General features: G+C 57.0%; 13 protein-coding genes. 7 read left to right on the forward strand and 6 right to left on the reverse strand.

Annotated elements, in window-relative coordinates:
- Window positions 1–91: 91 nt before the first annotated feature.
- The 5 genes from H5U02_10610 (at window position 92) to H5U02_10630 (ending at window position 5,509) form a co-directional block, all read left to right on the forward strand.
- On the forward strand, window positions 92–328 hold the full coding sequence (locus H5U02_10610) for a hypothetical protein (protein ID MBC7342875.1): 237 nt from the start codon (window positions 92–94) through the stop codon (window positions 326–328).
- Window positions 325–750: a type II toxin-antitoxin system VapC family toxin gene (locus H5U02_10615; protein MBC7342876.1), complete on the forward strand. Its 426-nt coding sequence runs from the start codon at window positions 325–327 to the stop codon at window positions 748–750. The genes H5U02_10610 and H5U02_10615 overlap by 4 nt, the downstream gene beginning before the upstream one ends.
- Window positions 751–967: 217 nt before the next feature.
- Window positions 968–1,549 carry an NAD(P)H-dependent oxidoreductase subunit E gene (locus H5U02_10620; GenBank protein MBC7342877.1) on the forward strand — a complete coding sequence of 194 codons (582 nt, stop codon included), beginning with the start codon at window positions 968–970 and terminating at the stop codon, window positions 1,547–1,549.
- Window positions 1,470–3,230 carry an NADH-quinone oxidoreductase subunit NuoF gene (nuoF, locus tag H5U02_10625; protein MBC7342878.1) on the forward strand — a complete coding sequence of 587 codons (1,761 nt, stop codon included), beginning with the start codon at window positions 1,470–1,472 and terminating at the stop codon, window positions 3,228–3,230. Before H5U02_10620 ends, nuoF begins: the two co-directional genes overlap by 80 nt.
- A gap of 296 nt (window positions 3,231–3,526) precedes the next feature.
- Entirely contained in the window at window positions 3,527–5,509 is a 1,983-nt protein-coding gene (locus H5U02_10630; GenBank protein MBC7342879.1) for an iron hydrogenase small subunit, read from the forward strand.
- Between the two features lie 73 nt (window positions 5,510–5,582).
- On the opposite strand, the gene H5U02_10635 is transcribed toward H5U02_10630, so the two are convergent.
- The 6 genes from H5U02_10635 to H5U02_10660 all read right to left on the reverse strand — a co-directional run bounded on the left by H5U02_10635 (window position 5,583) and on the right by H5U02_10660 (window position 10,020).
- The gene (locus H5U02_10635; protein ID MBC7342880.1) at window positions 5,583–6,059 is read right to left on the reverse strand and encodes a nucleotidyltransferase domain-containing protein; all 477 of its coding nucleotides are present in this window, start codon (window positions 6,057–6,059) and stop codon (window positions 5,583–5,585) included.
- A gap of 5 nt (window positions 6,060–6,064) precedes the next feature.
- Window positions 6,065–6,508 (reverse strand): DUF86 domain-containing protein, encoded by a 444-nt coding sequence (locus H5U02_10640; GenBank protein MBC7342881.1) that lies wholly within the window; start codon window positions 6,506–6,508, stop codon window positions 6,065–6,067.
- A gap of 102 nt (window positions 6,509–6,610) precedes the next feature.
- Window positions 6,611–7,474, reverse strand: coding sequence for an ABC transporter permease (locus tag H5U02_10645; protein MBC7342882.1), 864 nt, complete (start codon window positions 7,472–7,474; stop codon window positions 6,611–6,613).
- Window positions 7,465–8,382, reverse strand: a complete 918-nt coding sequence (locus tag H5U02_10650; protein MBC7342883.1) for an ABC transporter ATP-binding protein — start codon at window positions 8,380–8,382, stop codon at window positions 7,465–7,467. The genes H5U02_10645 and H5U02_10650 overlap by 10 nt, the downstream gene beginning before the upstream one ends.
- Entirely contained in the window at window positions 8,382–9,512 is a 1,131-nt protein-coding gene (locus tag H5U02_10655; protein ID MBC7342884.1) for a zf-HC2 domain-containing protein, read from the reverse strand. The genes H5U02_10650 and H5U02_10655 overlap by 1 nt, the downstream gene beginning before the upstream one ends.
- Window positions 9,463–10,020, reverse strand: a complete 558-nt coding sequence (locus tag H5U02_10660) for a sigma-70 family RNA polymerase sigma factor (protein ID MBC7342885.1) — start codon at window positions 10,018–10,020, stop codon at window positions 9,463–9,465. The genes H5U02_10655 and H5U02_10660 overlap by 50 nt, the downstream gene beginning before the upstream one ends.
- Before the next feature lie 461 nt (window positions 10,021–10,481).
- Between H5U02_10660 and H5U02_10665 the strand changes: the two genes are divergently transcribed.
- Window positions 10,482–10,847 carry a LysM peptidoglycan-binding domain-containing protein gene (locus H5U02_10665; protein ID MBC7342886.1) on the forward strand — a complete coding sequence of 122 codons (366 nt, stop codon included), beginning with the start codon at window positions 10,482–10,484 and terminating at the stop codon, window positions 10,845–10,847.
- Between the two features lie 116 nt (window positions 10,848–10,963).
- Window positions 10,964–11,860, forward strand: a complete 897-nt coding sequence (locus H5U02_10670; GenBank protein ID MBC7342887.1) for a radical SAM protein — start codon at window positions 10,964–10,966, stop codon at window positions 11,858–11,860.
- Window positions 11,861–12,086: the final 226 nt, after the last annotated feature.

Here is a 12,086-nt window from a genome sequence, read left to right on the forward strand (position 1 = left end):
CCCCGCTACATGTCGCCACACGCTGGTTGCAATAGCGGCATGTAGCTGATATAATCTTGATATCAATATGATAGCAAGGGGGCGGTCGGTTTTGCCCGATATTTTAATTCGTAATGTTTCCAGGGAGGTTTTAAGCAGGTTAAAGCAACGCGCTTATGCCAATAAAAGGTCATTACAACTGGAACTACACACTATATTGGAAGAAGTAGCCGGGGACAGAATGATTGACGGCATCCAGCTGGCTGCACAGATAAGGAAAGAATTAGGAGAGAAAAAGAGAAATTATGAGGACAGCGCGGCTTTAATCAGAGAGGACCGGGAACGGTGAAAAAATATATTGTTGACTCCAGTGTAGCCATCAAGTGGTATGTTCCTGAACCCCATTCGGACCGGGCGGTAGCAATTCTGGAGGGAGCAGGGAAGGGCATTTATCATTTATGGGCACCCGATTTGATATACTCGGAAATGGGCAATGTTCTTTGGAAAAAATGCTTGAAGGGGGAAATAGATGCTGAAGATGCCCGCAAAATAATTGGTGTTATCATGAAAGCTTTTCCGGTGGGCATTGCCAGGAGCTGTACTTTGCTTCCTTCTGCATTCGAAATTGCTTATAGTTGTCGGCGGACGCTATACGACTGCTTATATATTGCCCTGGCTGTAGCCAAAAAAGGAATCTTTATAACTGCAGACGAACGTCTAATCAATGGGCTGCAGCATACCCCGTTCAACTCATTTGTTAAGTTATTGTAGCATTTTGCCCCTACCATTACCTGACTGGCTACCATTATCCAGCCTCGCTCGCCACCACTCTTAAGTTAGACGTCCACGTCCTTAGTGACCTGTACGAGCTGTTTTTCCCCGTCCCGGCCGGTCTCGCCGATCTGTGGGTTATGCAGGCTTCCAAGCCTGCTGCATAAAAAACTCTCCTAGCTTGAAACTAAAGTAGGGGGTTGGAGGTTTTTAACCTATGCCTTTGCTCGGCAATTACGCTCGCCTTGACAGGATTATAAATGCCTATGCCAGGCAGCCGGGTCAGCTGATTCGAATTCTCCACCAGGCCCAAGAGATCTTTGGTTACCTGCCGCCGGAGGTTCAGGCCTACCTAGCTGCCAAGCTCAATATCCCCCTGGCGGAGATTGCTGGCGTAGTCTCCTTCTATTCGCTTTTTGATACCGAGCCCAAAGGCCAGTTTACTATCAGCGTCTGCCTGGGCACCGCCTGCTATGTCAAAGGCGGGGATGAGGTATTTGAGGCTTTCAAGCGGGAGCTTGGCCTGGATGACGATGATACCACCCCGGACCGGACCTTTACCCTGCGCTCTACCCGCTGCCGGGGGGCCTGCGGACTGGCGCCGGTGGTGGCGGTAAACGACGATATCTTTGGCCAGGTTGAACCCGATAAGGTAGGGGCTATCTTATCTCACTACCGCAAGCTTATAACCCAAACCGAAACGGAAACGGAGCCAACCCATGAGCGCGAGAGCAAACGCCAAGATCGCCAGTATCAGCCACCTAGAGAATATCAAGAAGCGCCACCTTCCCCTCATTGAAGCTCGCCTAGGCCGATCACAGGCTCCCGGAGAGCACCAAGTCCTGGTCTGCGCCGGCACCGGCTGTAGTTCTTCCGGAAGTCACGGCCTGCGCGAGGAACTAAAAAGGCAGGTGGAAGCGAGAAACCTAAAGGACCGAATCAAGATCATAAAAACCGGGTGCTTCGGGTTTTGCAAGCTGGGGCCAGTGGCGGTGGTTTACCCGGAGGGCACCTTTTACTGCCAGGTGCAAAGGCAGGACGCTGACGATTTGATCGAGGGTATAGTCCAAGGTCGACCAGTGGCCCGGCTGCTTTATCAGGACCCGGTTACCCATAGCCGGCCTCAGCGCCTAGAGGAGATTCCCTTCTTTGGGGCCCAGCACCGCTTGGTCTTGCGCAACTGCGGCCACATCAACCCCGAGGATATCAACGAGTACATAGCCCGGGATGGCTACCGGGCTTTGGCCGAGGTCTTAGGGTGCCCCGCTCAAGAGATCATTTCCGCCATCAAGGCTTCTGGCCTCAGGGGCCGGGGCGGAGCCGGATTTCCCACCGGGCGCAAATGGGAGCTTACCGCCAACGCTTCCGGCCGGCCCAAATACGTGGTCTGCAACGCTGACGAAGGCGACCCCGGTGCCTTCATGGACCGGAGCATCTTGGAAGGCGATCCCCATAGCGTCCTAGAGGGGATGGCTATAGCCGGCTACGCCATCGGCGCTAAGCAGGGATTTGTCTATATTCGAGCCGAGTATCCGGTGGCGGTGGACCGGCTGGAGCGGGCCATTCGCCAAGCTCGCCGGGCCGGTCTGCTGGGGGATAATATCCTGGGTAGCGATTTTAGCTTTGACGTGGAAATCAGGCTGGGGGCCGGGGCCTTCGTCTGCGGTGAAGAAACTGCCCTGCTTCGTTCCATCGCTGGGGAGCGGGGCGAGCCGCGGCCCCGGCCTCCTTATCCGGCCCAGGCTGGGCTTTGGGGTAAGCCCACCTTAGTCAATAATGTGGAAACCCTGGCCAACGTACCGGCCGTCATCACCAACGGCCCGCAGTGGTATGCCAGCTTGGGCACCGAAGGGAGCAAAGGGACCAAAGTCTTTTCCTTGGCTGGCAGCATCAACAATACCGGCCTCATCGAAGTGCCCATGGGTACCACTCTGCGGGAAATAATCTTTGGTATCGGCGGCGGCATCCCTGGCGGCAAAAGCTTTAAAGCGGTGCAGACCGGTGGCCCTTCCGGCGGGTGTCTGCCGGCGGAGAAACTGGATACCCCGGTTGACTACGAAGCTTTACTCGAAGCCGGCTCCATCATGGGTTCGGGCGGGTTGATTGTCATGGATGAGACCAGCTGCATGGTGGATATCGCGCGCTTTTATCTAGAGTTTGCCCAGGATGAATCCTGCGGCCGCTGTACCCCTTGTCGGGTTGGTACCAAGCGGCTGCTAGAAATCCTGCGGCGGATCACCGCCTTTGAAGCCAGCCTGGAGGACCTGAAAATCCTCGAGGACCTGAGCCACGACATTAAAGAAAGCTCCCTTTGCGGACTAGGCCAGACCGCGCCCAACCCCATCCTTTCCACCTTGCGCTATTTTCGTCCCGAGTACGAAGCCCACATCCGGGATAAACGATGCCCGGCCGGAGTATGCCCGGGCGAGGTACGCCAGGGCGGAGCTCGTCGGAACCTGGTCTCAGGTACGGCCATGTGAGGGAAGGGGTCCCCCATGCCGCGTAGGCGGCACACGATGGATGAGAATGGTAGCGACACGGGATGGGGGCCGAGTGATCCGGAAGCGACATTAAGCCGACCCAGCACTCAACTAGGAATTGCGCGCGGGTTTTCATAAGTCAACGTAGGTATAGGCATGCGTTGTCGGTATAGTCGGTTATAAGGTTGAGTGCTGGGCACGCAGGATTTGGGAGTGGAGGATCAGCGGGTCATAGGCGAGAGCAACTATGTTTCGGAGGAGAAGGCATAGCTATGGGTGATGGTCGACGGGTTAGGATGTTTGAGCCGGGATCCCCAGGTAGCTGGGAGGAACGGCAGCAATCGGCCGGGGAGAACTGGCGAGAAGATAGCCGAGGCCACAGCAGAAATGCTGGGGAACGGCAGCAGTCGGCTGGGAAGAATGAGCTTAGGAAAAGGCAGCTGGGAGGGGGCGCCCGGCCGGGCCCGACCCTGGTTCCAGCCAAGAAAGTTAGCTTTTGGATCGATGGCCGGGAGGTGGTGGCCGAGGAGGGCATCTCGGTGTTAGAGGCGGCCCACCGGGTGGGGATTGAGATCCCCAGCCTGTGCTATTTAAAGGGTATCAACGAGATTGGGGCTTGCCGGGTATGCCTTATCGAAGTGCAAGGCGCTCATACTTTGCAGGCCGCCTGCGTCTATCCGGTGTCAGCCGGCCTCAGGGTCCATACCAATACTCCTCGGGTGCTCAGGGCCCGCCGCACGGTGGTAGAGCTTTTGCTTTCCGACCACCATCGCGAATGCACCAATTGCATCCGCAACCTCAACTGCGAGCTGCAGCATCTAGCCGATACCTTGGGAATTCGTAACCTCCGTTTCACCGGTGAAACTCCCAATTACCCTATCTTCAATAACAACTCTTTCATCGTACGGGATTACAACAAATGCATTAAATGCCGGCGCTGCGAGGCCATCTGCAGCAATGTCCAAGAAGTCCACGTCTACTCCGGACAGAACCGGGGTTTTGACACGGTTATTGCTCCAGCCTTTATGAAGGATCTGGCCGAGGTTGCCTGCATCACCTGCGGCCAGTGCGTCATTGCCTGCCCTACCGCTTCCTTGGTGGAAAAGGAGAATATCGATGAAGTGTGGCGGGCGTTGGCAGATCCTGAGCAGTATGTGGTAGTTCAGACCGCTCCCTCCATCCAAGTTACTCTAGGGGAGGTTTTTGGGCTGCCGGTAGGCACGGTGGTGACGGGCAAATTGGTAGCGGCCTTGCGCCGCCTGGGCTTTGACAAGGTCTTTGCCACCGATTTTACTGCCGATTTGACCATCATGGAGGAGGCGCACGAGCTCTTGGAGCGGCTTTCCGGCCGGGGCGGCCCTCTTCCTCTCCTTTCCTCCTGTTGCCCGGGCTGGATCAAGTTCTGCGAGCATTTTTACCCCGAGTTTATCCCCCACCTTTCCACCTGCAAATCGCCCCACGAAATGTTTGGGGCCATAACCAAGACCTATTTTGCCGAAGACCAGGGCTTAGACCCAAAAAAGATAGTGGTGGTGGCCATCATGCCCTGCACCGCCAAGAAGTTCGAGGCCAGCCGGCCGGAAATGGGGAGCGGCCAGTGGAGAGATGTGGACGTGGTGCTTACCACCAGGGAGCTGGCGCGAATGATCCGGCAAGCTGGCTTGAACTTCCGGCAGCTGCCCGATGAGGAATACGATGCCCCACTGGGGATGGCCAGCGGGGCTGGCACCATTTTCGGCGCTACTGGCGGGGTGGTGGAGGCAGCGGTGAGGACTGCCTATGCTCTCACCCACGGCCAGGAAATGGGGGTAATCGACTTCGAAGAATTCCGGGGCCTTAGCGGCGTCAAGGAAGCCTGGGTGGAGATTAAAGGTAGGAACATCAAAGTGGCCATTGCCCACGGTACCGGCAATGCCAGAAAGGTCCTGGATCGCATGAAGGCGGGGGAGCAGTTTGACTATGTGGAGATCATGGCCTGCCCGGGCGGGTGCGTGGGGGGCGGCGGCCAACCCATCTTTGGCAGCCGGGAGCATAAGGAGATATCCTTAGATTACCGCCACAATCGCGCCGATGCCCTGTACCGGATTGATTATTCCCGCCGCATCCGCCTCTCCCACCAAAACCCAGCGGTACAGAAAATCTACGCCGACTTCCTGGGGGCACCCCTGAGCGATAAGGCCAACCAGCTCTTGCACACCCATTATACTCCCCGCGGGCCGCTGCCCGGATACGAAGCCAACCCTGTCCCCAAGGAGCCACCCCGGCATTTCCTGCAGTAAAAGCTGTTTTCCTGGGTGAGGGCCCTGCTGGCCGAGACTGCTGCACAACCCCTGGGCTTACAAGGTGACCGCATCACCGTCTGCCTTCAGATGGCCGAGAAGGCCTGCTATGGCTTCTTTCCAGGAGATCAAATAGAGTTTGCTCGGCTAGGGGGGCAAAGTCCCAGTATTCCAACCAGGTGCGTACCCTAAAATCGGCGCACTCATCTTCGTCCCGGGCTAAGAGTACGCGTCCCTGGGAGGCAGCATAACGGAAATCCAGTCCAGCGGTATTGAGGGAGCGAAAATCGGTTGGTAGGCCCAGAGCATGGCTACATTCCAAGTTTAAAGTTAAGCATAGGTCATCCTGAAGCTCGGGAGGGGTATCATCAGCAAAATAGAGAGCTACATCGACATCCCGACAAGGGACGGGGTCTAAAAAGGAACCGTGAACGAAGGCGAAACGGACCTGTTGTTGCTGCTGCAGCTGCACCCGCAGGAAGGCAGATATAGCTTCTTTTTTCTCAGCTGGTAAGGCGTAACGCTTCTCGCCGGAGGGAATATCGGACACAGATTTCACCTCTTTTTTGCTTTGTGAAGAATTCTGGCCACGCCCTGCAAGTACAGCTCAACATCATCCAGGTCTTCTCGCATGATTCTTAGCATGCGCGCATCATCAACATCTCCGTACCTATGTACCAAGAGATTGCGGAACCCTACCATTTTTCCCAACCTCGAGGCAAGATCTGCATCCAACAGTCCCGCCTCCCCTAGGATGAGAAAACTATCGGCATACGTGCGTGGTGCTCTGGCCAATAATTTGGCGCAAACGTGACTTGCGATATTAGCTGCCGCTTCCGTCATCAGGATGAAGGCATATCGCGCCGACCAAACTGCTTCCTTGTTGCCTAGGAATTGGCTATCAGGCCTGGAGGCGTACTCCCTCAGTACTTCGAGGGCCTCGCGAATGTCGGTGATTTTCTCCGCCATTCGCGCTAAGTTTAATTCCTGGTAGTCCACGATGGGTTACCCCCAGTCATTCCGTACCACTGCTACTATATCATAGCCAAATTCCGGCAACAACTCCCGGTCACCGCCTTATGCTTATCTGGCCCTATAGGCCTAGATATCCCTGCGGTTAAAGAGATGAATGGCCGCAGCCACCAACCCGACAATATAGAGTCCGGTATAAAGCAGCATCCAGTTACTGGGGGTGGACAGGCTGCCGAAGGGCCCCAGCATGTTTTGGGGGTTTATAAAAAAGCCGCCGGGACCGCTGGCTGGTGGCAATTGGGCCACCACCGTGGCCACTAGCCGCCGGTAGAGGGCATCGGCCGGTAGGATGAGGCTGGTGATGACCCCCATGTAGATGGCGGTGGTGCTGTCCAGCATGGAGCCGATCTGCTCCATCATGCCGCCTACGATGGCCAGAGCGTAGAGGGCAAAGGCCAGCACCCCGTTGCCCATTGTGGACAGCCGCACCGTTCCCAGCATGGTTAGCGCCAGCAGCACTACCGGTTCGAGGATGAAAAGCCCCAAGGCGGGGATGATTCCTGGTATGCCTATTCCCAGCTGCCAACGCACCAGGGCGGCCAGAGCTAGGAAAAAAATAGCCGCATAGACAACCAGCATGGCCGCTTGGCCCAAGAACTTACCTAACAAAAGCTCTCGCCGGGACAGGGGGCGAACCGCTAGCGCATGCAGGGTTCCGTTTTCGATTTCGCTGGAAACGCTGCCCACCGCGGCCAGGATGGAGAGTCCGGCCACCAGAAAGCTAGCCATATACACGCCCATAACAAATAAGAAGATGGCCTGCATCTGGGCATAAGGGTCGGCCACCCCACCCAAATGGCGGCTGATGTTTTTGCCGATAAAATGCAGGCCGGTACCGTAAAGGACCAGGAAAGCTATGGTCAAGATCCCAGCTATCAGGGCCACTTTCTTTCGCCAGGCTTCGCGGAAGGTAAAAGCAGCCATTAGCCACATGGCGGTTCCCCCTCCTGTACCAGATTGACGAATATGTCCTCCAGGGAATTGTGGCTAGGGGTAACCTCATAGATCCGGCAACCCTTGGCTGTCAGTTGGCTGACCAGGTCGGGGATCTCTTCCTTACTCTTGACTGGCACCACCAGGCGATCCTGCTCCAGGCGCAGGGAAGGATAATCTTGACGCAATTCTTCGGCTGTCTCCGGCCCGAGGCCCGAGAGCTTGACGGCAACCTCGGTTGACCCGGCCAGGAGTTCATCCAATTTGCCGCCGGCTACCACAGTGCCGTGATTGATGATGGCTACCTGGTCGCATACCTTTTCTACCTCGCTTAATAGGTGGCTGTTTAAGAACACCGTCTTGCCTCTCTGTTTCAGCGTCAAAAGCACCTCGCGAACTTGACGGCGACCCAAGGGGTCCAGGGCTGAAGTGGGTTCGTCCAGGAAAATTACCTGTGGGTCACCAACCAGGGCTGCTGCCAGGCCCAGGCGCTGCTGCATGCCTTTGCTATAATTGGCTACCAACTTCTGCCCGTCTTGAGCTAGGCCTACTAGCTCCAGGGTTTCTTCGGTTTGCTGCCTAGCAAGCTCTGGGCCCAACCCCGCCAGGCGGGCGTGGAAGAGGAGCAGCTCCCTGCCTTTTAACCAGCCATGAAAGCGAAAGTTCTCCGGCAAGAAGCCCACTTGTCTCCGGCCCCGGGGGTCGGAGGGCAAATGTCCGGCTACTCGGGCCTGGCCGGAGGTAGGGTAAACCAGCCCCACCAGCATCTTGACCAGGGTGCTCTTGCCGGCGCCGTTGGGGCCTAGAAGGCCGAAGATCTGCCCTTCCTCTACGGAAAGGCAGATCTCCTGGCAGGCAGTTTGCTGCCCATAGATCTTGGTAAGATTCTCGGTTTCAATGATAGCCATTATTTAACCTCCGCGGCTACCTTAAGGGCGGCTTGTAAAGGCAGACCGCTTATGGCCTGCCAGCTGTCACCCTGCCGCCAGGCCAGCACCCCCGTACCCTGCCCGTCGTCATAATACACTCCCTGCCCGCCGTTGACGGTGATTTCTTGGGGCCGCATTTCCCTAGTCTCTGGGATAGGCAGCGTATGCTGCCAGTCATTAATGGCCGCCAGCTGCTGGCGAAGGTTGCTAGGCAGGAAAGGCAGGTCCAAAAGGGCTTGGCGCAGGGCCAGCATATCTACTCCCGGGGGAACATCGATGGTCAGATCCGGAGCGGCATAGAGGACAAAAGCTTCGCCCTGGCCTGAGTACTGGGCTCTTACCAGGGGCGGAATTTTGATGGTAAAGGTCTTGCCGGCAAGATCCTCTGGCAAGAGCCTGCCTCCGTGCTTGGCCAGGTAGCTATTTAGGCTTTCCACATCTGGAGTTATAGCAATGGTTGGGTTTTGCTGCACCTGGATCGATCCTCTTTTTCGCCCGGCCAAGCTAGAGGGGAGATCCAATTTCAGCCCGGTCAGGCCTTCCACGTCCGCGGGTTGCACCTCCACGCTTTGGCTTGACCCCTGTACTTCCACCCGGCCGAAGTTCTTGATATCCACTTGGCCCGGCTGGCCAGCAAAGAATTTCTCCAGCTGAGCCATATCCTCAGGAGTAATCTTTACCACTTGGATCTTTTCCATACGGAAGAGGTTGAGGAACTGGGCGGCTAGGCTGCGCCCCGGGGCCCAACTGAGAAAGAGGGCTAAGGCAGCGACCAAGGCGGTTCCGGCTAACCATTTGCGCTGACTCATGGCTACCATCCTTTCATGCATTCTTTCACCAATAGTCAGGGGTGGGGTCACGGGGTCTACAGGCGGGGTTTTGAGATGCTGAAGCCCAGAGGCAATCTGGCCTGGTGCTTCCAAGCCCTGGCGGTAGCTGTCTAGCCGCAAAGCTGCCAGGGAAGCCAATTGCTCTAGCTCGGAAAGCCGCTTCCGGCAAGCTTGGCATTGGGTCAGGTGTCCGGCCACCTGCGCAGCTTGAGCCGTATCCAACTCATCGTCAAGATAAGCCTGGAGAAGGCCCTCCTTTGGACATCTGGTTAGTTGCATGGTCATCTCTCCCCTGGTACTGCTGGTAAAGGGCGGCGAAATGCCGCCGGGCCCGGGCCAGGATGGTTCCCACCGAGCTCTTGTCTACCTCGATGGCGGCAGCGATTTCGGCGTAGCTATAGCCGACATTGCGCAGCAGCAGAGAGAGGCGCTCCCGAGGGGAAAGCCTAGCCAAGCAGCTATGCACTTGGCGGGCTTCCTCGCCGCGGACGATGGCCTCCTCAAGCAGAATTACCCGGCTGGGATCTTGCGCTCCTCGGACCTGCCTCTCCTCGCGGCACCGTCGCCGTTCCTCGCCGCGGAGATAGTTGTAGGCCAGATTGGCGGCTACCCGCGAAAGCCACCCGCCCAAGTTGCTCTCGTCGCGGGGCGGTTTTCGGTAAAGCTTGAGGAAAACCTCTTGAGTTAAGTCCTCGGCTGCCGCCCGCTCCCCCAGAAGGTAATAAAGCCGACGGTAAACCCGGGGATAATAGCTGCGGAATAAGGCTTCGAACTCACCGGGTTTTATAGCTACCCCTCCCGGACCCTGTAATTCTCTTCCCGGCCCCCTCACCCCTGCTATAACTATAACACCGCCGAAGCAGTTTTTGTGACCAAAATCATCAATCACCAGCAGGCTCCGCCCGGCATAGAATGCTGACAGGAATGTATGCAGGGCCCCGGCACGGGAAACGTTTCCGGAGCGCCTATTTGGTGCATCCGAAACAAGTATGGAAATGGTGGTGATGCTGGCGCAAGGCGACTTTGGGCGAGCCTCGCGAGACGTTGGCGAGACCGAGTCCGGAGGCGGGCCGGAGGACACGATGTCCGGAGCCGGCCACGGACATGGACGTCCGATTGGCCGGGAAGCCCGCCGAAGGGCGAGGGCAAGCCTACGGATCGCCGGCGACGCCCTCCGGAGCCGGCGCCAGCAATCCGGCAGGGGGAATGTTTCGGAAGCATCGCCTATTTGCTAGGGAGGGGATGGGTATGAATTTTAAGCGGCCGCCCTGCCCTACCGGCCGTTATTGGCGGGTAGAGGCTGGCGATACCCTGTATGCCATTGCTTTGGCCATAGGATCTAGTATAGATGAGCTTCTTCGCCTCAATCCGGGGGTTGATCCCTACAACCTGCAGATCGGGCAGTGGCTGTGCCTGCCGGCCGAGCAAGAGATTCCCCCGGGGCCGACTCCACCTTGCCCTAGCGGCATTTACTGGACGGTGGCCCCCGGCGATACCTTATGGAGCATCGCCCGGGCGGTGGGGACCACGGTGGAGCGGTTAATGGAGCTTAACCCGGGCATCGACCCCCACCGGCTGGAAGTGGGAATGAACATCTGCCTGCCCGAAAGCTAGATATGGGTGAAAGCTTGGCGGAAATACTGGAATGATAGCTCCGGGTTTTGTACAATCCTATTAGGGTACGAACAAAAAATAGGACGGTTCTAGCCCAAGCACAAGGGGATTAGCACTTGAGCTATCGAGAGCTTCACCGGAATGGCCAGCTGAAGCAACGGGTAGCTGAACTAAAGCAGCTTCTCGACCCATGTCAGGTCTGCCCTCGCGAGTGCGGGGCCAGGCGCCTTCAGGGCGAGAGAGGAGAATGCGGGGCCGGAGAGGTAGTAGAGATCTCCGGCTACGGGCCTCACTTTGGCGAGGAGCCGCCCTTGGTGGGCAGGGGCGGGTCGGGCACCATTTTCTTTGCCTTCTGCAGCTTAGCTTGTGTCTTCTGCCAGAACTACGAAACCAGCCGGGGCCGGGATAGGTATCCCGTCGACGCTGGCGAGCTGGCCCAGATCATGCTTCAGCTCCAGGAGCGGGGCTGCGAAAACATTAATCTAGTAACCCCTACCCACTACCTGCCCCAGATCGTGGAAGCAGTGGAGGTGGCCTGTGGCCTGGGCCTCGAGTTGCCCTTGGTTTATAACTCCAGCGGCTACGAGCGGTTGGCCACCATTCGGCTCCTGGCCGGCATAATTGATATCTACATGCCCGACCTCAAGTATGCCAATGCCGACATTGCCAGGAAATATTCTCGCATCCATGACTATCCCCAGATAGCCAAAGCAGCCCTCAAGGAGATGCACCAGCAGGTAGGAGATCTAACCCTAAATGAAAGAGGGGTAGCGGTCCAGGGATTGCTGATCCGGCATCTGGTCTTGCCCGGAGGTCTAGCTGGGACCGCCGAGCTAATGCAGTTTATAGCCGAAGAAATCTCCCCCACCAGCTGGATCAATGTTATGGACCAGTACTATCCCACCTATCTGGCCCATCGTTATCCGGAAATTGCTCGCCGGGTGACTTCCGAGGAGTTTCGGCAGGCAATCGCCGCTGCCCGCCAGGCCAGCCCTCGGTTTCATTTGCTGTAACCGCTACTTCCCGGCCCTTGCTCGCTCGTATTGAAATGTGGTTTCAGTGGCACTATAATAAATTCGTTGCCCACCTTAACTTTTTCCGCAATTTTACCGAAAAATATTTTAGATGGGTTAGAAAGGCGAGGCCCGTGAGGAGAATCCTGCCGCGGATGGTTAGGTTAAGGCGTCGTGTCTCATGCTGCTATCCCCCGTATCTCTCCTGCGGCCGCCGGTTCCGGGG

This window comes from Clostridia bacterium, assembly GCA_014360065.1.
Classification (GTDB): Bacteria; Bacillota; DSM-521; order Neomoorellales; family JACIYF01; genus JACIYF01.